General features: G+C 37.2%; 19 protein-coding genes, 1 pseudogene and 1 riboswitch. Of the genes and pseudogenes, 5 read left to right on the top strand and 15 right to left on the bottom strand.

Features of this window, described 5'->3' with window-relative positions; translation table 11 throughout:
• From WBG45_RS11005 to WBG45_RS10960, 10 genes are all read right to left on the bottom strand, one after another.
• Positions 1 to 449, bottom strand: a 449-nt coding sequence (locus WBG45_RS11005; RefSeq protein WP_424414531.1) for a pyroglutamyl-peptidase I, incomplete at its 3' end; no start/stop codon positions are given.
• Positions 450 to 936: 487 nt separating this feature from the next.
• Positions 937 to 2,940, bottom strand: a complete 2,004-nt coding sequence (locus tag WBG45_RS11000) for a TRAP transporter permease (RefSeq protein ID WP_424414529.1) — start codon at positions 2,938 to 2,940, stop codon at positions 937 to 939.
• Positions 2,941 to 2,945: 5 nt separating this feature from the next.
• Positions 2,946 to 3,374 carry a DUF1850 domain-containing protein gene (locus tag WBG45_RS10995; protein WP_424414527.1) on the bottom strand — a complete coding sequence of 143 codons (429 nt, stop codon included), beginning with the start codon at positions 3,372 to 3,374 and terminating at the stop codon, positions 2,946 to 2,948.
• 37 nt (positions 3,375 to 3,411) lie between these two features.
• Complete coding sequence (locus WBG45_RS10990) at positions 3,412 to 4,392, bottom strand: TAXI family TRAP transporter solute-binding subunit (protein WP_424414525.1); 981 nt, start codon at positions 4,390 to 4,392, stop codon at positions 3,412 to 3,414.
• A 211-nt stretch (positions 4,393 to 4,603) separates the two neighbouring features.
• Positions 4,604 to 5,878: a TRAP transporter large permease gene (locus WBG45_RS10985; RefSeq protein ID WP_424414523.1), complete on the bottom strand. Its 1,275-nt coding sequence runs from the start codon at positions 5,876 to 5,878 to the stop codon at positions 4,604 to 4,606.
• Positions 5,875 to 6,375 (bottom strand): TRAP transporter small permease, encoded by a 501-nt coding sequence (locus tag WBG45_RS10980; protein WP_424414521.1) that lies wholly within the window; start codon positions 6,373 to 6,375, stop codon positions 5,875 to 5,877. The genes WBG45_RS10985 and WBG45_RS10980 overlap by 4 nt, the downstream gene beginning before the upstream one ends.
• Before the next feature lie 11 nt (positions 6,376 to 6,386).
• Positions 6,387 to 7,418, bottom strand: coding sequence for a DctP family TRAP transporter solute-binding subunit (locus WBG45_RS10975; RefSeq protein WP_424414520.1), 1,032 nt, complete (start codon positions 7,416 to 7,418; stop codon positions 6,387 to 6,389).
• On the bottom strand, positions 7,415 to 8,323 hold the full coding sequence (locus tag WBG45_RS10970) for a hydroxymethylglutaryl-CoA lyase (RefSeq protein ID WP_424414518.1): 909 nt from the start codon (positions 8,321 to 8,323) through the stop codon (positions 7,415 to 7,417). Before WBG45_RS10970 ends, WBG45_RS10975 begins: the two co-directional genes overlap by 4 nt.
• Entirely contained in the window at positions 8,324 to 9,526 is a 1,203-nt protein-coding gene (locus WBG45_RS10965; protein ID WP_424414516.1) for a CaiB/BaiF CoA transferase family protein, read from the bottom strand.
• A gap of 2 nt (positions 9,527 to 9,528) precedes the next feature.
• Positions 9,529 to 10,209 (bottom strand): GntR family transcriptional regulator, encoded by a 681-nt coding sequence (locus tag WBG45_RS10960; protein ID WP_424414514.1) that lies wholly within the window; start codon positions 10,207 to 10,209, stop codon positions 9,529 to 9,531.
• Between the two features lie 1,087 nt (positions 10,210 to 11,296).
• Between WBG45_RS10960 and WBG45_RS10955 the strand changes: the two genes are divergently transcribed.
• Positions 11,297 to 11,725, top strand: coding sequence for a hypothetical protein (locus WBG45_RS10955; protein ID WP_424414512.1), 429 nt, complete (start codon positions 11,297 to 11,299; stop codon positions 11,723 to 11,725).
• A gap of 53 nt (positions 11,726 to 11,778) precedes the next feature.
• Here the strand turns inward: WBG45_RS10955 and WBG45_RS10950 are convergent, their stop codons facing one another.
• From WBG45_RS10950 to WBG45_RS10935, 4 genes are all read right to left on the bottom strand, one after another.
• A complete protein-coding gene (locus WBG45_RS10950; protein WP_424414510.1) occupies positions 11,779 to 11,931 on the bottom strand; it encodes a hypothetical protein in 153 nt (50 codons plus the stop codon).
• Positions 11,932 to 12,110: 179 nt separating this feature from the next.
• Positions 12,111 to 12,611, bottom strand: a complete 501-nt coding sequence (locus tag WBG45_RS10945) for a hypothetical protein (RefSeq protein ID WP_424414508.1) — start codon at positions 12,609 to 12,611, stop codon at positions 12,111 to 12,113.
• Between the two features lie 199 nt (positions 12,612 to 12,810).
• Positions 12,811 to 14,445, bottom strand: coding sequence for an acyl-CoA dehydrogenase family protein (locus WBG45_RS10940; RefSeq protein ID WP_424414506.1), 1,635 nt, complete (start codon positions 14,443 to 14,445; stop codon positions 12,811 to 12,813).
• Between the two features lie 61 nt (positions 14,446 to 14,506).
• Positions 14,507 to 14,884, bottom strand: coding sequence for a MerR family transcriptional regulator (locus WBG45_RS10935; protein WP_424414504.1), 378 nt, complete (start codon positions 14,882 to 14,884; stop codon positions 14,507 to 14,509).
• 283 nt (positions 14,885 to 15,167) lie between these two features.
• Positions 15,168 to 15,283, top strand: a riboswitch (SAM riboswitch).
• A gap of 145 nt (positions 15,284 to 15,428) precedes the next feature.
• On the opposite strand from WBG45_RS10935, the gene WBG45_RS10930 reads away from it, so the two are divergent.
• The 3 genes from WBG45_RS10930 to WBG45_RS10920 are packed head-to-tail and all read left to right on the top strand — an operon-like array spanning position 15,429 to position 17,982.
• Complete coding sequence (locus tag WBG45_RS10930; RefSeq protein WP_424414502.1) at positions 15,429 to 16,457, top strand: methionine ABC transporter ATP-binding protein; 1,029 nt, start codon at positions 15,429 to 15,431, stop codon at positions 16,455 to 16,457.
• Between the two features lie 13 nt (positions 16,458 to 16,470).
• Positions 16,471 to 17,121 (top strand): methionine ABC transporter permease, encoded by a 651-nt coding sequence (locus tag WBG45_RS10925; protein ID WP_424414532.1) that lies wholly within the window; start codon positions 16,471 to 16,473, stop codon positions 17,119 to 17,121.
• 15 nt (positions 17,122 to 17,136) lie between these two features.
• Positions 17,137 to 17,982 (top strand): MetQ/NlpA family ABC transporter substrate-binding protein, encoded by an 846-nt coding sequence (locus tag WBG45_RS10920; RefSeq protein ID WP_424414500.1) that lies wholly within the window; start codon positions 17,137 to 17,139, stop codon positions 17,980 to 17,982.
• 149 nt (positions 17,983 to 18,131) lie between these two features.
• Here the strand turns inward: WBG45_RS10920 and WBG45_RS10915 are convergent, their stop codons facing one another.
• A complete protein-coding gene (locus WBG45_RS10915) occupies positions 18,132 to 19,322 on the bottom strand; it encodes an MFS transporter (protein ID WP_424414499.1) in 1,191 nt (396 codons plus the stop codon).
• A gap of 323 nt (positions 19,323 to 19,645) precedes the next feature.
• Here WBG45_RS10915 and WBG45_RS10910 point away from each other — a divergent pair.
• Positions 19,646 to 20,022, top strand: a pseudogene (locus tag WBG45_RS10910) (GGDEF domain-containing protein); the annotation flags it as partial.

Genomic DNA, 20,022 nt, shown 5'->3' with positions numbered 1-20,022 from the left:
AGCCCTTCATACATGACGTTATTGCATAAATACGTTCCTGCAGTATTTGAAATGGCAGCAGGATAACCTAATTCGTTCAATGTTTCTACCATTGATCTGATTGGGAGTGTGGAAAGATATGCTGCAGGACCTTCCGGCTGAATAACTTCGTCTCTCGGAGCATGCCCTTCATTATCAACTTCTCCATCTTTGACGTTTATGGCAATACGTTCAGGTGTGATTTTAGACCGTCCTCCCGCTAGTCCGAGTGAAATGACTGCATCAGGCTTAATTTCTTTAATTAACGAGATTAGCTGATTGCCTGAAGACTTAAAATCCACTGACATCGTCTTTCCTACAATTTGAAAGTCCTCTATTTGTTGTTCGTTTAGTTCCGCCACAATTTTCATCGTTGGATTTACGGTGAATGATAAAAAGGGTTCGAAACCTGTTACTAATAAAGTTTTCACGATTATCACCTCATATGTAATTGGATAATTGTATCTTAATCGCTGAATTATCTCAAAATAAAAACAATTTATATAATAATACTCACTTAATTTTTAAACAAGCCATTTTATATAATTATAATTAACTAAATATTTCCACCTTATCCACTATTCAGATGATATAAACTTTTCATTTATGCCAATTATTTGTTGCTATGCAGGAAAATACTACCTATAATAAATCTTTGTGAGCAATCACAACATATTTCGACAAGGAGAATCGAATGCTTCCAATAAGAAAATCACATGTTTGCGGAAGAAGATCTCTACTAACTAGAACTATCATCATGCCATCTTCTAACTCTGAATTTCTCTCTCTCTTTTACAATATGCTGAGAAGAAATTAACTCTAAAGCCATGGAAAGCATCCTGTACGTTGGGATGCTTTTTTCGATCGTTTAAATAAAAAAGCTGAACAACCAACCGGCTGTTCAGCTTTTCCTTTAGATTACACAGATATGCTTTGTTGCTTTCTGGAGTTCATGACATTCAAAGCAATCATAACAGCAACAATGAAAAGACCAATTATGTCCGTATATGTTTCTGGCACAATAAGTAATAGCGCACCAGAACCAAGTATCAATCGTGAAATAATGTTCATTCTCATGTGGAAATATCCCTCTACTGCCGCACTTAAAGCTAAAATTCCGATAATTGAGGTGATTACAATCAATACGATCGCACTAATTTCAGGTAACGGAAATTCTTTAGCATTTGTTGCAACACCAGTAGTATCAATCATCAACATCGCTGGATTATAAACGAACAAATACGGAATAATAAAACCCGCTATTGACAGTTTTAACGCTTGGAAGCCAGTTTTCATTGGATCTCCACCGGATATTCCAGCACCTGCGAATGCCGCTAATGCGACTGGTGGTGTAATATTTGCAAAAATACCAAAGTAGAACACAAACATATGAGCCACTAATATTGGAATATCAAAAGCAGCTAAAGCTGGTGCTGCCATCGTTGCTGTAATGATGTATGCAGGAATTGAAGGTAAACCCATCCCTAGAATCATTGAAGCAATCATGGTGAAAAATAATGTTAAGAACAGTGAACCAGCGCCTAAACTTGTGATAGATGACGTCATCACTGTTCCGAAACTTGTTAATGTAACAACCCCGATAATAATCCCTACAACAGCACATGCAGTCATAACTGAAAGCGATTGTCTTGCACCGTCCGCTAATGCATCTAAAACATCACGCGGTGACATACGGGTTTCTTTTCTAATCATACTAATAACAATCGTTAATAGAATCGTATAAAAAGCGGCATAGCCGATTGGCATTGATATATACAAGAAGTATACTAGCCCAAAAATCGGTAATAATAGGTGCCCACGTTCTTTTAAGACTTCTTTTACTTTAGGTAAATCGGCTTTTGGCACACCTTGTAAATTATCACGGCCCGCACGATAATGCACTTGTGCAATTACACCTAAGAAATAAAGTAATGCTGGTAATAATGCAGCTAATGCGATTGTAGCGTAGCTGACTCCAGTAGTTTCAGCCATAATGAAGGCACTTGCACCCATGATTGGCGGCAGTATTTGCCCTCCAATTGACGCACTAGCTTCAACGGCACCTGCAAAGTTTTTTGAGTAACCAATTTTCTTCATTAATGGAATCGTAAAAGCACCAGTTCCTACTACATTGGCAACTGCTGCCCCGTTAATACTCCCCATAAATCCACTAGAAATTACGGCAACTTTAGCCGGCCCACCTTTTTGTGCACCCGCTAACGCCAATGATAAATCATTAAACAATTGACCCATTCCTGATTTGGACAAGAATGCTCCAAACAAAATGAACAGGAAAATAAATGTTACAGATGCACCAATAGCACTTGAAAATAATCCTTCTGTTTTCAAATACATTTGCCCAAAAATATCTGCTAGATCGTATTGGCGAGTCATTAATCGTGAAGGCATCCAACTTAAATGACTGACGAATGTGTAACTTAAGAACACTAGCGCTAAAATAGGCAGAATAAGCCCGGTAATCCGTCTAGCGGCTTCGAGCACTAATATAACCGTAATAATCGACATGACAATATCAGTAGTATTTGGAATACCACCTCTAGTGGTCATAATTGCTGTATATTCTTTCAATAAATAGGCAGTTGAAAGAATGGATCCAGCAAATAATATCCAATCATACCAAGGGACTTTCGTTCGATCTTGACTTTTGTGAGCAGGATAAATTAAAAATACGAGCCCAATCCCAATAGCCACGTGTATGGAACGTGCTTGAAGCTCAGGTAAAGGATTATAAGTTATGTATAAATGGAAGAGTGAATACGCAATCGCCATAGCTGTAATAAACCATGTAATTCGTTTATTTGTGATTTGACGTACGACAGATTCACGGTCGAATTTCTCTAGAATTTTTTGTCCATCTACAGCAGGATCAGCTGCTATTACTGCTTTTGGTTCGATATCCATGTCACTCACCTCTTATTCTCTTCTTTTAGTATGTTCCACCATGGGAGCCATTTGCTCTCAATCTGGACTTCTTCGTAATCATTCACAAGTTCATATAAAGGAATTTCTTTATTGCCAAACCAAACAGTCATTTTCACTAAATTCGAAACCACGAGTAAAATGTCGTCCATTTCGCGGTTAATGGTCATGTGAACAAAACCATCACCACGCTCATCAACTACACCATCACTTGGGACACCCGCTCCGTATGTTTTAAATGTTGTCGTAGTCAATAAAAGTTTATTGCCTTTTACTACATATGTTTCAATCCATGTTTCTTTTTCAACCGAATGTACCCACTCCACTTCGAAACTCTTTTCATAAAAGACAAGAGTTTCACTAGGTAGAGTTAATATAATAAACTTTAATGGAAAGAAACCTACAATTAATAACAAAAGGAGTACTAATAAAAAAGTACTCCTCCGTTTACTTTTACTGTTCGTCAAAGTACCTTTGCGCACCTGGATGTACTGGAGCTACCATACCTTCTTGCGCTGCTTCTAGAGAAATATCTGCAGCCGCTTGATGAGCATTTGTTAAATCTTCAAGTCCTTCAAAGAACGATTTAGTTAATTGATACACATCGTCATCACTCATATCAGAACGTACGACTAATGCATTCATGATAGCTGCTGTTGGAACGGCTTCTTCGTTTCCGTATGTTCCAGCAGGAATATCAAGAGCTACAAAGTACGCTTGATTTTGTGCAATTTCCTTAATTTTTTCAGGCTCTACAGGTACGAGTACCATATCTAAACCTTGCTCAAGCTCCATAAGAGAAGCATTTGGAATACCACTTGTTAAAAATGCAGCATCTAATTTCCCTGATTTTAAAGCATCTGCCGCTTCTGCATACCCTAAGTAATCTACTTGAATATCATCATATGTAATGCCATGTCCTTCAAGTAAATTACGTGCATTGACTTCAACTCCAGAGTTTTGTGCTCCTACTGCAATACGTTTACCTTTTAAATCCGCGAATGACTCAATTCCAGATTTTTCAGTCGTCACAATTTGTACGTAGTTTGGATACAATGCTGCAATTTGAGAAACATTTTCCACTTTCCCGTCAAAGTTTCCAACACCTTCAACTGCTTCACTTAGTACGTCACTCATAACGAAAGCCATTTCAATCTTTTCTTGTTTCATTAAATTAATATTTTCAACTGAAGCTCCAGTTGTTTGTGTTTTTGAATTCACGCCGAACTCGCTTGAGTATCGCTCCGCTAAAGCAGTACCAATAATATTATATGGTCCCGATGCTCCACCTGTTGCAATCGTTACTATTTTAGAATCCAACCCTTCAGAACCTTCTCCCTTCGAAGTGTTATCTCCTTCATCTGAACCACATGCAGCCATTACGCCACTTGCTAATAATACTGTAGCTAAACCTTTAATTAATCTACTCTTCATCTATTAATTCCCCCTATTTATATGATTAAATATACACTGCTTAATTATACACAATAAACTGAAAACGCTTTCTATTCAGAATTATTGTAAGAGGATTTCGACATAAATCACCTAAATCCTTACATCATGTACAACATATATGCTTGATTACGTTTTGATAGTGAAGGAATATGAATGAAAAGGCACTTGGATACACCAAATGCCTCTTCTATTAATCTACATCTTCAATCATGAATGTAGAAATTTCTGGGAATATCGATAATAGGACAATTAACAAAACCATAATAATAGCGTATGGTATGACACCTTTCACAATTTCATCGATTGTATTCGTTCGATCAATTCCTTTTAATACGAATAAATTTAAACCTACTGGTGGAGAGATTAAAGCTAGCTCCATGTTTATTACCATTATTATCGCAAACCAAATTGGATCAAAACCTAAAGCGATAATAATTGGATACAAGATAGGTAAAGTAATAACTAAAATTGAAATTGTTTCTAGGAACATACCTAAGATTAATAGAACAACATTAATCATGATAAATATTATCCATGGGGAAATGTCTTGTTCGGTTGCGTAAGCAGTAATGGTTTGTGGAATTTGTAATATTGTCATTATGTATCCTAATAGCATTGCTCCCACAATAATGAACAATATCATGGAATTCGTTTTAACTGTTGAGATAATAATTTTTTTGAAGTTTTCCCAGTTCAAATTACGATAGACAAAAGCTGAAATTGCAAAACTGAACACAACTCCTATTGCTGCAGCTTCAGTTGGTGTGAAAATACCAGTGTAAATTCCACCTATTACGATAACTGGTAACATAAGTCCCCAAATTGCCGTTTTGGTTGAATCTAACCGTTCCTTCCATGTAGCGGGTGTATCTTTAATATGGCGGGTTTGGTAAGAAGCAAATACCATAAAAGAAATGGTCAAGATTAGGCCAGGTACAATACCTGCAATAAATAATTTACCAATCGACTCACCTGTCACTGACCCATAAATAATCATTGGAACACTTGGTGGTATTAAAATTCCTAACGTACCACCTGCTGCAAGTAAACCTAAAACATGTCTTTTGTTATATCCACGACGTACCATCTCAGGTAATGCTATGGATCCTACAGTTATTGCTGTTGCCACACTTGAACCTGAAATAGCTGCAAAGATAGCACAACAAAATAGGGTTGCAATTGCTAAGCCACCTGGTAAATGTCTAAACCATCTGCTTGCCATTTCGTATAGATCTTTGCCTACTCCACTAACCAATAATATTTGGCTCATCAATACATACATAGGTAAAGCAGTTAATGAAAAGTCATCGAGAGACTTATACGAAATTATTGGAACTTGCATAAAGGCTAGTGATCCGCCATTAAAGATATACATGCCCGCTACAGCTAAGAAAGCGAGTGTAAATGCTACTGGCAAACCTAGCAGTAATAGGGTGCCCAAACCACCGGCAAAGAAAATATTCATATATGTTCTCCTCCCCTATGTATTCCGCCATCTATGATTTGCAAAGTAAATGCAAGACATAGTAGCACACCCCCTACCGGAAGCATTAATTCCGGTAGGTACATTGGGACACGCAATAATGATGCGGAAGTTACACCTAATTCAAAGGTATTCAACACATGATGGAATCCATAAAAGGTGAAAATTAAACTAAATACTAAACCTAGCGCATTCGACAAATAGGCAAGTAGGGTTTTTACTCGATCATTGACATTATTAATTAGTAAATCAACTGTTATGTGTGAATAGGTACGAACCGCGTAAGCACTGCCAAAAAAACAACTTCCGATGATGGCATATATAGACAGTTCTGTTGCCCATATTGTTGGTTTGTTAAATAGCCAGCGCGAAATTACTTCAAAAAATATCATGAATGTTGTTACGATAATAAAGAACCCTGAAATATAAGCACCCATTCTAATAAGGAAATCAGAAAAACTATAAAGTGACTTCATCATGAACTTCCCCCTTACTGCTTATCAACTATTTCTAGAAGTTCCTTGCCTAAATCACCTGAATTTTTTGTAAATGCATCCCATGCTGGTTTCGCTGCTTCTTTCCACTCTGGTAAATCTTCTTCAGGTACTACGTAAACTTCCATACCTTTTTCTTCTAATTGTTTAGCAGTTGTTTCATCTTCAGATTTCGCTTGTTGACGAATCCAGTCTTCTGTTTCTTTAGCAGTTTCAGTTAACAATTCTTGTGATTTCTCCGGTAACCCATTCCAGTAGTCTTGATTCACAGCTAGAATAAATTCCAAGTACGCATAGTTATTTATCGTCAAGTATTTTGCTACTTCATCATATTTACGTTGTACCATTGCAGTTGTTCCAGATGTAGCACCATCAACTGTATTACGTTGAAGAGCCATGTAAACTTCTCCTCCACCCATGAATACTGGCGAAGCACCATATGCTTTAATCATTTCAGATGGAATATCGCCAATACTACGAATCTTTAATCCTTTAAAATCAGAAGGAGACTCAAGTGGTCGTTTGTTGTTGGCAAATTGTGCATATCCGTAATCAGCGAACATTAAAACTTTTGCACCTTTTTCTTCCATAGCAGAACGTAACTTATTACCAAATTCTCCATTTATGGCTTCACCAGCTTCTTCATAAGTAGTGAAAATGTAGGGAACATCGAAAATGCCCATCGCAGGAACTGTACTTGCCCACAAAGTTGATGAGTTGACGCCCATCTCTACCCCACCTGTTAAAATCGATTGATTCATGTCTTTATCCGTTAATAATTGACCTGCTGGATAAACTTGAACTTTTATTGCGCCAGCAGATTTTTCTGTCACATCTTTTGCAAATTGTTCAATCCCTTTTGCAATATGGTGATCTTGCGGTAGGTTATACGCTAAACGAATAGTCGCTTCTTCATAACTATCGTCACTTGCATTAACTGCTTTAGTTTCGGGTTCAGATGTATTACATGCCGCCAATAAGAATGTTGATACGATTAAGAATGTGATCAATTTTATCCAATTTTTCATGCTAATTTCCCCCTTGGTTGTTTTCTTTCAACATGTCTAATGCGACCTAATGGATTTTTTGATGAAAGACTTGCGGCATAGTCTGCTGCTTCAAGTAATTTATCAAAATCTAAACCTGTGTCAATGTTCATGCGGTGAAATAAATACACTAAATCTTCAGTTGCTAAGTTACCTGCTGCACCAGGGGCGAATGGACAACCTCCGATACCAGATACAGCCGTTTCAAAAATCCGAATACCAGCTTGATACGCAGCGTATGCATTTGCTGATCCAAGACCTCTTGTATCATGTAAATGAATGGCAACCGGCGTATCGCCAGTTATTTCTAAAACCTTTCTCATTAATCGTTCAACTTGGTCAGGTGTTGCAATACCAATCGTATCTGCTATCCCGATTCGATCAGCTCCTGCCCCTTTCACTCGCTTCACTAATTCTAAAACTTGCTCCTCTGATACTTCCCCTTCATATGGACAGCCGAAGCTAACGGCGATTGAAAAGCATGTTTTAAAACCATCTTTTTCAGCTCTAGCTTGAAGTGTTTCAAACTGTTTAAAATTCTCATCGATTGTTAATCCAATATTTTTTTGATTAAACGTCTCAGTTGCTGAACTGACCCAGTTAATTTCAGTAAGTTGATGTTCTATTGCACGTTCATATCCTTTTAAATTAGGTACAAGTGCAATTGCCTTCAAGTCTTTAAACTTCGCAACCGCTTTCAAGACTTCGGATGCATCAGCCATTTGTGGAACCTTATCTGGGTGAACAAATGAGGTAACTTCTACTGAAGTTAGACCTGCATCTAAGAGAAGTTTAACTAACTGTTCTTTGTCTTTTGTCGATATAATATTCGGATCATTTTGCAATCCATCTCTTGGACTTACGTCAATAATTTTCACATCTGCCATCTATACAACTCCTTGTTCCTTCAGTTTTTTAAACTTTTCAAAGGAGAAATTCATAAACTCTGTGTAAATCTCTTCGTTGTGTTCCCCCAGGCTTGGCCCGCTCCATTTAATTTCTCCGGGTGTTTCAGACAGCTTTGGTACAACACCTGGCACAAGCACTTTTTTACCATCTGGCAATTCAATTTCTTGAAGCATATCTCTCGCTTTATACTGCTCATCTTCAACAATTTCTTTAATTCCGTAAATTGGACCAACAGGAACGGATACCTCATCCAAGATTCGTTGTGCCTCTTTTAATGGATGTCTTTTCGTCCATTCTTCAATAGTGGCATCGATAAAATCCACATTATCTGCACGGCCTTGGTTGCTAGAATAAATCGGATCGTTAGCTAAATCTTCTCGGTCAATTGCGGTCATCAAGCGCTGGAAAATTTTATCCCCATTGCCTCCTATGACTAGATGTTTCCCATCAGAACATTCATACGTATTTGATGGTGCTATACCAGGTAGTGTACTGCCAGTTCGTTCTCTTACAACGCCTGTTAAATCGTACTCTGGCAGAATTCCTTCTAATAAACTAAAGACCGATTCGTAAAGGGCAACATCAACAAGTTGTCCCCTTTTTTGTGCGTCTTCGTCTCTCGCGCGAAGTGCCATGAGTGTACCAATGACAGCGTATAATCCAGCAACTAAATCTCCTAGCGCAATCCCTACTCTGACAGGTGGTAAATCAGGGTACCCAGTTAGGTAGCGGAGGCCACCAATTGCTTCAGCAACACTTCCAAAACCTGGTTTCTCTCTATATGGACCAGTTTGACCATAGCCAGAAACTCGAGTCATGATAATAGATGGGTTTACTTTCTGTAAATCCTCTAAACCTAGTCCCCATTTTTCTAAAGTTCCCGGTTTAAAATTTTCAAGAACTACATCTACTTTTTCTGCGAGTTCTTTTATGATTTGTTGTCCTTCAGGATCTCGCATATTTACGGTAATCGATTTTTTATTTCTTGATTGCACATACCACCATACCGATGTGTTATTGTGCATCACACGCCAATTTCGCAGGGGATCACCTTTCGTAGGTTCTTCAACTTTTATCACTTCTGCCCCAAATTCAGATAATATTTTCCCAGCAAATGGTGCGGCAACTAAGTTGCCTAATTCTAGTATTTTTATACCATCTAATGGTTTTCTTTTAGACATTCTCAATCCCCCTTCGATTTAGAACTAAATTTAATAAACTGAATGTAATCGCTTTCAATATGGTCCTTCATCAATTGTCTCGCTTTTTCTGGCTCTTGATGGACAATGGCTTGAAAAATTTGTTGATGATCATGTAAAGCATGTTCCATATGAAGCGGATTTTCTTCAAGAATAGATTTTCTATAAAAACTATTAACACCACGAAGCTGAGAAATCATGGAGACTAGAAACGGATTGCCACTTGCTGAAATGATGGTTTCATGGAAATTCACATTGGCATCATGTACTTTTTTAAGATCATTCGTTTCTGAAATTTTTCCCATTTGCAGTAAATAAGTGCGAATCAACTCTATCTGTTCTTGCGTTCGGCGTTCGGCAGCATAAAATGCAGCTAATGGTTCCATTTCTACACGACATTCATATAAATGCTGGAAGTCTTGAATTGATGGTTCCACGACCGTTACTCCACCTGATGAATTTACAAGTAAAAGTCCATCTTTTTCTAGCATCCGAATAGCTTCACGAATCGGACTTCTACTGACTTGTAGCTCTTCGGAAATCTTTTCTTCTATTAGTCTTTCACCAGGTTTTAGACCACCCATTATGATAGATTCCTTTAAATAGTCATAAACTTGTGTTTTTAAAGTAGCTCTCTTTTTTACAACTTGTACGATGATAAACACCTCATTTTTAATTTCGTCGACTGTATACAATTTATCTTTATGTAAGAATAATCAAAATAATATAAATAGTCAATCACTAATTAAAATTTTTATTAGTTATTCTTATTACCTAATCCTAATTTTTTTTGTTCTTCAAATTATCTTTGATTCGTTATGAAAATAATAAAAAGAATTCTCCATATAAAAAAACCTCCACATTAAGTGAGGGCCCCTGAAATAGTACACTTATTCTAGAAAAGCCACCCTCTCTCGATTTATTGAGATAGGGTGGCTCTTCTTTTTTAATGGCTTTGTTAAAACGGTTTAGTAGATTTTCGTTACAACGCCCTTTCATGTTTCGAAGCTAGCGTAGCGATGCAGAAACAGGCGGACGCTTTCCGCGGGCGGTCCGTGAGCCTCCTCGTCAGCTGCGCTTTCTGCGGGGTCTCACCTGGACACGCTTTTCCCGCTGGAAAGATATTGGAAGAACTGTCATTCGTCCAATATCTTTGCGACGAGTAACCGCAGGAGCACATGTTTTTCTCGCCGCCTTTCACTACAATCACCTACTAAATTTAAAATGAACAGATATTTAGGTCATAGCTTTTGTCTAATAAAAGTACTTAATTTAGGGTGTATTGAACGATTTCAAATCAATTCTCTATCGCTCAACCCATTTATGGAAATTTACTAAATGTTGGTACCCAGATCAAGAAGCCTTCAAAATTGCTAGGAGTTTAAAGGGAAGCAATATCTCGTTATAAAATTGAAGCAAAAAACAGTTAGTTTAAACATAGACATGGATATGATATGGCATCGTTTGCAGGGTTATTTGGTATACATATACAAGGAGTCACAGCCATATTTTCAGTATATTTCAAACTAATTATAACCATAATCAAGAAATCGAAGTAAAGAATATTAAAGGAAAATGTTAAAGTTAAACTGTTAAGAACAAATTTTTTCGGTACATTTCATCTCCATTTGTACCGTATCCTCATCTCCATTACTGAGATTCAATTGATAGTTTTAATTTTGATATGTGTTAATAATAAAAGAAGAGGGTATTACTAATGAATAACAATTTTCAGTATATGGAGGAATGATGATGTTAAAAGGAAATAAAAGAAAAAATGGTAATATGCTTTCAGTATTAATTAGCAGCGTTGCTTCAATGGCTTATCTATATTTACAGAAGCCAGAGAATAGAGACAAGGCAAAAATGATGCTGCACAATACAATGACAAAAATTTCTTCTTTCATGAATTCCCGAAATGTTAATCAATCTCAAATGACTAAAGCTGGCTTCTCAGATCCGACTGATCCAGACGACAATCGAATGGTTGAAGAAGGTGCAATGACAAGCGTTCAATATTATAACGAAGAAGTTCAAAGCAAGGATAAGAAGTCAGAAGCTAAGCATGCTTTCCCTAAATCTCAGCAAAAATCGGCACCAAAATCAAAAGAATCTTTACCTGCCGATAACAATGACTCTCCTGCAAAACAAGAAAATGCTGAAAGAAATCCACCAAGTTAATTTAACAAAAAACCGTGTTCCCAATGGGATCACGGTTTTTCTCTGTATTAAACTTAAAATCCGCCACGCTCATCTACATCGTGATTATTTTGGCCGTCATGCACTTGAAGTTTCTCTTTTTGTTCCTTGCTTAGCTTTTCTTGTGTTTGAATTTTTTCGCTTTCTTTCTTGGTCATTGATTGATTCTCATCTTTTTGATTCTTCATTTCACATCCACCTCTCTCGTTAATATTCTGGTCATTGTAGGTTTTTCCAGAAACGACAAAGTTATAACATAAAAATTAAATAAATTATATTTTGAAGAATAAAATCTTGAGACTCATTATGCTTTTGTCAAAAAAAAAAAATTGAATTTAGTTTGTTAAACTATTATATAACCAAAATATTAAGCTTTATTAAACATTTGAATTTCATCAAATTCATTTCCATTAACACTTTTTTTCGATATTGAATAGTCCATTTCTTCGTTTAAAAGATATTGTAATAAACTGACCCAAAAAGTTGGAAAGAAAATGCTTTCATGTTTCTTAGCCTTAAATACAACTTCTTCCCAGCTATGGTGTATTTCAAGAATAATTCTTTTTTCGGCTTTAGAAAATGTAGTAATTTTCACGCTTCCCCAACCTGCATTACGGTATAAATCGCCAAATTCGATTAAGACATTATCTAAATCAGTGCGTCCTGAATATGATTGACTAACCATATATCCTAAGCGTTTTCCAAATGTTTTAAGGATCTTGGTAGTTTTCTCTTCCCCTGCAATTTCTTCGATTGACATCATTAAAATTTCTAATGCTTGGTCCCAGATAATTATGGCAGGTAAATTATTGTACGTTAATAAACCTTGTTCATTTTTCCAATTAAATTCATCACTATTTATTTTCATTTGTGAAAACGAAGCTGACATCCTGTAATCTCCTTACATTATCATCTTGATAGTAGTTTAAAGTATAATAACGAAATATTCAAACAATAATTTACGAATTTCAGTTATTTTTAAACAAAAGTTATTCTATTACTTAAAAAGTCTATCATTAAGTATTTGAAAGCTTTATTAATCTAACTTAGGAATTTTACTATTTAACTCATTTAAAGAACTGGCAAGTTTTCATGGGTTCGCCGACTTTTCTTGTTCCCCAAGTCGTTTCTAAATAAATTTCAGCTAATAGAGTCATGTGCTCGCCCATCGTTTCCGCCATTTCAAGTGCCACAACACTTTCATAAACTAGAGCCATTCGTTTTGCTAAAGCTTTTGCTTCAAACGTTTGCATGTCTTCATTTAACGTAGTGAATACTAATAAATCGCTTTCTAGTTCAATTAAAACTTGATCAACTATCGATTTTAACGACGTTTTAGGTATATTTTGAAGACGATCTTTCATTGTTTTTACAAATAACGTATGAGCATTAAATTTCCGTACCAGTCTTACAAATTCTAAGCCTAAGATATTTGCAGTGCCTTCCCAAACCGTTAGCACCTGTGCATCACGCAACAAACGAGGTGTCACGAAATCTTCGATATAGCCGTTGCCACCGTGCATTTCAATCGCTTCGTGAGCAAAATGAATCGCTTGTTCAGCTGATTCTTTTTTCAAAATAGCAATATATAACCGATTTAAAATGATTTCTTCATCACTTGCTTCTTTGGCAACTACTCGGTCATATAACTGGATTAAATCAAAAACCGTTGCCATTTCAACTTCCATTTTCGCAGTTAATTTCCCTAAGGTGTCTTGCACCATTGGAAATTGTACAAGTTTTTGACCAAACGCATCTCGACGTTGTGCATAATCAGTTGCTTCATTTAACGCGCGTCTCATAATACCGAGAGAAGCAACGGCATTACAAATGCGTGATAAATTTAAGGCTTCCATCATATATTTCAAGCCATTCGCTTTGTCTCCAACTACGTAGGCAAGTGCTCCGTCAAACTCGACTTCTCCGCTAGGTACAGCTCGAACACCTAACTTATCTTTTAATCTACGAATTGAAATTCCGTTTAATGTCCCATCTTCATGTCTCCAAGGCACGGCAAAAAGAGTCAATCCTTTTGAACCTTCCTGGGCACCTTCTATTCTGGCAAGTACCATTGCTACACCGGCCATTCCCGCATTCGAAGCAAAATATTTCTCACCGAATAATTTATATTGATTACCATCAGCTATCGCTCGAACCACATTGGCGCCAACATCCGACCCTCCCTGACGCTCTGTCAAAAAGGTAGCCCCTTCAAACAATTCAACATCACCGGTTGCACAGACATGTGGCAAGAATCGCGCTTTCAATTCTTCATTTGCATAATGTTCAAGTAAAAATGCCGTTGCCATTGTTAAGGTCACTGGACAATAGAATCCCGCCTCCGCTTGAGACAATACATAGCCTTGGGCAAAACTGTACATATAGTTTCCTTTGCGGCCGATTTCAGGAATCTCTTTGTGAACATAACCAACAATACCCGTCTCATATGTTTCTTTCACCGTTTTTTTATATCCTTCATTGACCCATACAGCAGAAACGTCCTCACCATAGCGATTAAATTTCACTAATTTTGGTTCACCTTCACGGTCTGTATGCCTTGCACGCTCATCAATTTCATTTGCCACTTGTTCTCCAAACGTTTGTAACGCTTTATGAGCATAAGAAAACATCTCACTATCTAGTCCATTTTTTAAAATTGTTTGCACTGTCTCGTCATTAGCATAAAAATTACGTAAAGTCATGTACGTTCCTCACTCTCTAAAAGTTATTTTAGTATATCAATATCATGCGATCCAAGTCATTTTAGTCTTTCTGTAGACAGGTTAATTTTTCGGAAAACTGCTGAAGCAAGATTTCCATTTCTGACTTCATTTCTTGTAATTCAAGAATTTTCATATCAAGCTCTGCTACACGATTATTGCCATACTCAATCGTCCGCTCCAACTGTCTTAATCCCGTGCGATCTTGATCAAACAACAACACCATTTCTTTTATTTCATCTAAGTTAAATCCATACTGTTTTCCGCGTAAAACTAACTTCAATTTCGTACAATCCGCTGCTCCAAAAACGCGAATATTACTCTCTGTCCTTTTAGGTTGTAACAAACCCAGCTCTTCGTAGTAGCGAATCGTTCGTGTGGTCACGCCAAACTCTGACGCCACATCGGCAATACTTTTCAAACTCAACACTCCCAGTCAGCTATTTTCTGTATTTTATCATTAACGTTAACGTAAACTTCAAGTTCATTTTTAAAAATAATTCTTCTTCTCGGTTATTCAGGGATACACTCACTAAGATGAATTCTACAAAAGAAATTTAACATATTTGCCTATACGTAAACATACAATTCTCTAACTCACATAAAATAGATCCTGTATTTTCTATTTATTCCGACTATTATAAACATAGTTGACAGGTGAAAATATTGGATATATAGTGAACACATAATTAAATATGCGTTAATTCTTATCAAGAGACGTGGAGGGCCTGGCCCTATGATACCTCAGCAGCGGGTTTTTACTTTGAGTAAAAATACTGTGCTAATTCCAGCGGACAATTATTTGTTCGATAGATAAGAAGAGTGTTCGAGCTAATTTTCTGTGGATGTCTTTCCACATTTCTTTTGCATACGTATGCCTCTTCTGTCTATCGACAGAGGGGGCATTTTTTATTGTCCAGCTCCCTTCTCTGATAAGAAGTATGCCAACGAAAGGGTGACATCACGTGATCGAATTTCAACAAGTAACTAAATCATTTCAGACAAAAAAACAGAAGGTAGAAGCTTTAAAAGGAATCGACTTAACTGTTGAAAAAGGAGACATTTTTGGCGTTGTTGGATACAGCGGTGCCGGTAAAAGTACACTCATTCGCCTCGTCAATCTACTAGAGCGACCATCAACGGGGCAAGTTCTTGTTGACGGTCAACCATTAACCGAGTTGAAACCAAAACAACTGCGAACAGAAAAGAAAAAAATTGGCATGATCTTTCAACATTTTAACTTGCTCAACTCCAAAACCGTGTTCGATAACGTAGCCATTCCGCTCGTATTATCAGGAACACCAAAATCAATCATTAAAGCCCGCGTTGAAGAACTACTTGAATTTGTCGGCCTATCTGACAAAGAAAAAAACTATCCAGAACAATTGTCTGGAGGCCAGAAACAGCGAATTGGCATTGCCAGAGCACTTGCAACTAATCCATCCATTCTATTATGTGATGAAGCTACATCAGCCTTAGATCCACAAACAACCAGTGCGGTTTTGCAGCTGCTTAAAAAAATCAATCAGCAATACAATATCACCATTCTACTCATTACACATGAAATGTCCGTTATCCGTGAAATCTGCAACAAAGTCGCTGTGATGGAAGGAGGACTCGTCGTCGAACAAGGTTCCGTTTTTGAAGTCTTTGCTGCACCTAAAACTGAAATTGCTAAAAATTTCGTACGCACCGTCATTCATGATGAGATTCCACAAAGCGTGCTGAAAAATGCTGCGGTCTCTAATACGCATCCAATCATTTGGAAAATTAATTTTGTTGGCAATACATCGAGTCAGCCTTTGCTGTCAACCATCGCGAAAAAATACGATGTCCACTTAAGCGTACTATCTGCCAATATTTCTGAAATTCAAGAAACGCCTTTTGGAAACTTGATTATCGAAGTAACTGGTGAACCACAGGAGATTCACAAAGCCTTAACTTACATAAAAGACGAAGGGTTTATCGTTCAGGAGGTGAATTTACATGAATAATACATTTTGGGGCATGGAGATTACTGCAGAACAACTACTTACTGGCTTCGGCGACACACTTTACATGGTTGCCATTTCCCTTTTATTTTCAGCACTTATCGGTTTACCTCTCGGGATTTTGCTTGTCATTACTCGAAAAGGCCATATCTTGGACAACAAATGGATTTTCAACATTTTAAATCCGGTGATCAATATTTTGCGTTCGGTACCATTCATTATTCTACTTGTCGCCATTATTCCATTGACGAGATTAATTGTCGGTTCTGCTATAGGTACCACCGCAGCAATCGTCCCTCTAGTCTTTTACGCAGCACCATATATTGCGAGGCTAGTTGAGAACTCTTTACTTGAAGTCGACAAAGGAATCATTGAAGCTGCTCAGTCTATGGGTGCAACTGTTCCGCAAATCATCTTTAAATTCTTAATTCCAGAAGGTTTGAGTTCCCTTATTCTCACCTTCACCACCGCAACAATTGGCTTAGTCGGAGCATCCGCTATGGCTGGAGCAGTTGGTGCAGGAGGCGTTGGCGACTTGGCCATTACTTATGGATATCAACGATTCGACACCATGACCATGGTCGTCACCGTGGCAGCACTCGTCATTATCGTTCAATTATTACAATCAACTGGAAACATGGTTTCAAAACAAATAAGAAGAAGATAACTGGAGGTAGGAAAAATGAAGAAATTTGTATTGGCATTAATCGTATTAACATTAAGTTTATTAGCAGCTTGTGGCAATGAAGAAGAAGGCAACGCAGAAGGATCAAAAACAGTAAAAGTCGGCGTCAGCGGCGGAGACACACGTACATGGGATTACATCGCAGAAATTGCAAAAGATCAAGGACTAGAAGTTGAACTCGTTAAATTCAACGACTATGTACAACCAAATATCGCTTTAGCAGAAGGTGAAATCGACGCGAATGCTTTCCAAACCATTTCATACTTTGACGAATTTAAAGCTGATCAAAACTTAGATCTTGAAGCAATTGCCTCAACTGTTATCGCACCAATGGGTCTTTACTCTAAAAAACACAAAGCACTTGAAGATCTGCCAGATGGCGCAACAATTGCGTTACCAAACGAAGGAACAAATTTCGGCCGTGCCCTACTTCTTCTTCAAGAAGCTGGATTAATCACGTTAACAGACGACTTTGAAGGTATCGGTGCTGAAGACAAAATTAAAGAAAATCCGAAAAACTTAAAAATCGAAGCTGTCGCAGCAGGTAACACACCACGTTTCCTTGACGATGTCGACGCATCAATCATCAACAATAACTTTGCAGTAGAAGCAGAGTTAGCTTTGGATGAAGCACTATTCCACGAGAGCGCAACAGCGAAACCATACATTAACATCATTGCTGCACAAACTGGTGACGCTGATCGTCCTGAATTACAACAACTCGTAGAAATTTATCACTCAGAAGATGTAGAAAAATTCATCATCGACACATATAAAGGTAGCTCAATCCCAACTTTCGTTTCACTTGAAGAACTTTTAAACTACAAAGACTCTTGGAAATAACAGAATCGACTAGCTACTTATATAGAAGAAAGGCGGCCGAAGATACAATTTCGGCCGCCCTTTTTTCTTCTTTATATGGTATTGAAAGAGCCTTATACTGCTTTTGGCTCCGCCAAAAGCCTCTTCTGTTAGTGACACCCTCGCTCAGGCTATGAATCAGAAAAAAGCATGCCTTTTTTCTTCTTCTGCCACTTAACACTTACCATTATCGTGATTCCTAGTACTACAAATCCTAATACGAAGGGATATAAGATGTTCACATCGTATAAAATACCGGCTAGTAGCGGGCCTATGACATTACCTATACTCATATAGGCATTGTTCATGCCCATCGCAAACCCTTGTTCATTACCAGCAAGTTTCGAAATGAGTGTATTTAAAACTGGTCGTAAAATAGAAGTCGAAAGAAATACTACTAATGTGATCATAAAGAACAGCACATAGGTTGAAGCAAATAATGATAGGAAGAAACACACCGCTGTCACGGCAATAAAGACATTCAAAATGATACCTTCTCCAAAACGACGAACGAGGCGCTCGACGACTAACAATTGCATGACAACACTGACGATACCTGTTGACGTAATCATCACTGCAATTTGTTTCGGTGTTGCTTGGAACTGATTGTCAACAAACAACCCAAGAACAGATTCATAGGCCATCAATCCAAAACTCATAACAAGCGTGATAATCAATGGAATAAAGTAAGGCTTATGTACAGATTGTGCTAGCTTTTTAAGCATCGGTTCTTGTTTAAGTGGACCCACTGTTTCAGGCGTTACTTCCCTACTTTCTTTCAATACAATAACGGAGAAAACAACCGATACTAACGACACCATTGCCGATACAAGTAAAGGTAGTTTTAGGTCATAATCCGCTAGAAATCCACCTATTCCGGGGCCAATTACAATTCCAAGGGACATAGCCGCGGAAATATAGCTATTACCTTTCGCACGTTGATCCATTGTCGTAATATCTGCAACGTATGCAAAAATCGCTGGTATTAATAATGCTGCACCTATCCCACCTATTACGCGAGATAAATATAATACCCAAATGGAATCAGAAAGATAAAAGACAAACATTGAAATCGTCAAACCGCTTAAACCCGCGATAATCATTTTACGTCGCCCTACTTGATCTGCCCACTTCCCTGCAATTGGTGACATCACAAATTGAGCTCCTGCGAAAATCGCAATCATCAGCCCTGCAGCCATTCCGCCTTCACCAATCGAAACCAAATACGCTGGCAGAATCGGAATAATAATCCCAAAACTCCCAATCGCAATAAACATATTAATCATTAAAACTATAATTTTCTTTTTCTGCTCTGGTAACATTCAAAATCCAACTCTCTTTATAAACACTTTACTTATCTAACCCTAAATCTCCCCTTGCCGTCAACAAAATACATTTACATTAGCTTAGAATAATTTCTTCTATAAGAATGCAATAGAAATTATTCTATCTTTCGTTAAACGAAATAACGACAAATTTCACCATAATTCGATTTTTTCTCATAATACACATGTAATATAGCCTCTTTTCAACTATAATAATAATATAAAATCGTTACTATAATCCGAAAAAATTGTTATTTAAAGTAATATTAATAATATATTACCTAAAAATATACAAATATTATTTCATTGGGGTGATACGAATGGTAGGAAAAGAATATTCACCAGAAGCCGTTCTTAAATTTATAGAAGATTCCAATCAAAGGTGCAGAAGCCTAGGATTAAATCCAAATATTGTACCTAATCCTATTTTGATAGATTCATCACAGTTAAAACTAATCCAAAGAGACAATAAAGAAGTTTTGGATGTTGTAGAATTTTTCATTCCTGAATTCTTAGGTATGGTAAAAGGTACCCCTCTTCTTATTGTATTGACTGATAATCAAGGTGTCGTCATGTATATTGAAGGCGATAATACGATTAAAAACGTTATTGAGCAGCTTGGATTTAAAACAGGTGTCCAATTCATCGAAGAAAATAGTGGAACAAATTGTATTAGCTTAGCTCTTGATAATAATTC

Source organism: Paenisporosarcina sp. (assembly GCF_049671445.1).
Taxonomy (GTDB): domain Bacteria; phylum Bacillota; class Bacilli; order Bacillales_A; family Planococcaceae; genus Paenisporosarcina.
The sequence above is the reverse complement of the archived record's forward strand: the minus strand, read 5'-3'. Positions and strand labels throughout refer to the sequence as shown.

What these genes read in the sequence shown, in the direction of transcription:
- WBG45_RS11000 (WP_424414529.1), bottom strand. Translation starts at nt 2,940, where the DNA reads ATGGATATCGAACCAAAAGCAGTAATAGCAGCTGATCCTGCTGTAGAT.
- WBG45_RS10990 (WP_424414525.1), bottom strand. Translation starts at nt 4,392, where the DNA reads ATGAAGAGTAGATTAATTAAAGGTTTAGCTACAGTATTATTAGCAAGT.
- WBG45_RS10985 (WP_424414523.1), bottom strand. Translation starts at nt 5,878, where the DNA reads ATGAATATTTTCTTTGCCGGTGGTTTGGGCACCCTATTACTGCTAGGT.
- WBG45_RS10980 (WP_424414521.1), bottom strand. Translation starts at nt 6,375, where the DNA reads ATGATGAAGTCACTTTATAGTTTTTCTGATTTCCTTATTAGAATGGGT.
- WBG45_RS10975 (WP_424414520.1), bottom strand. Translation starts at nt 7,418, where the DNA reads ATGAAAAATTGGATAAAATTGATCACATTCTTAATCGTATCAACATTC.
- WBG45_RS10970 (WP_424414518.1), bottom strand. Translation starts at nt 8,323, where the DNA reads ATGGCAGATGTGAAAATTATTGACGTAAGTCCAAGAGATGGATTGCAA.
- WBG45_RS10965 (WP_424414516.1), bottom strand. Translation starts at nt 9,526, where the DNA reads ATGTCTAAAAGAAAACCATTAGATGGTATAAAAATACTAGAATTAGGC.
- WBG45_RS10955 (WP_424414512.1), top strand. Translation starts at nt 11,297, where the DNA reads ATGTTAAAAGGAAATAAAAGAAAAAATGGTAATATGCTTTCAGTATTA.
- WBG45_RS10950 (WP_424414510.1), bottom strand. Translation starts at nt 11,931, where the DNA reads ATGAAGAATCAAAAAGATGAGAATCAATCAATGACCAAGAAAGAAAGC.
- WBG45_RS10945 (WP_424414508.1), bottom strand. Translation starts at nt 12,611, where the DNA reads ATGAAAATAAATAGTGATGAATTTAATTGGAAAAATGAACAAGGTTTA.
- WBG45_RS10940 (WP_424414506.1), bottom strand. Translation starts at nt 14,445, where the DNA reads ATGACTTTACGTAATTTTTATGCTAATGACGAGACAGTGCAAACAATT.
- WBG45_RS10925 (WP_424414532.1), top strand. Translation starts at nt 16,471, where the DNA reads ATGGAGATTACTGCAGAACAACTACTTACTGGCTTCGGCGACACACTT.
- WBG45_RS10920 (WP_424414500.1), top strand. Translation starts at nt 17,137, where the DNA reads ATGAAGAAATTTGTATTGGCATTAATCGTATTAACATTAAGTTTATTA.
- WBG45_RS10915 (WP_424414499.1), bottom strand. Translation starts at nt 19,322, where the DNA reads ATGTTACCAGAGCAGAAAAAGAAAATTATAGTTTTAATGATTAATATG.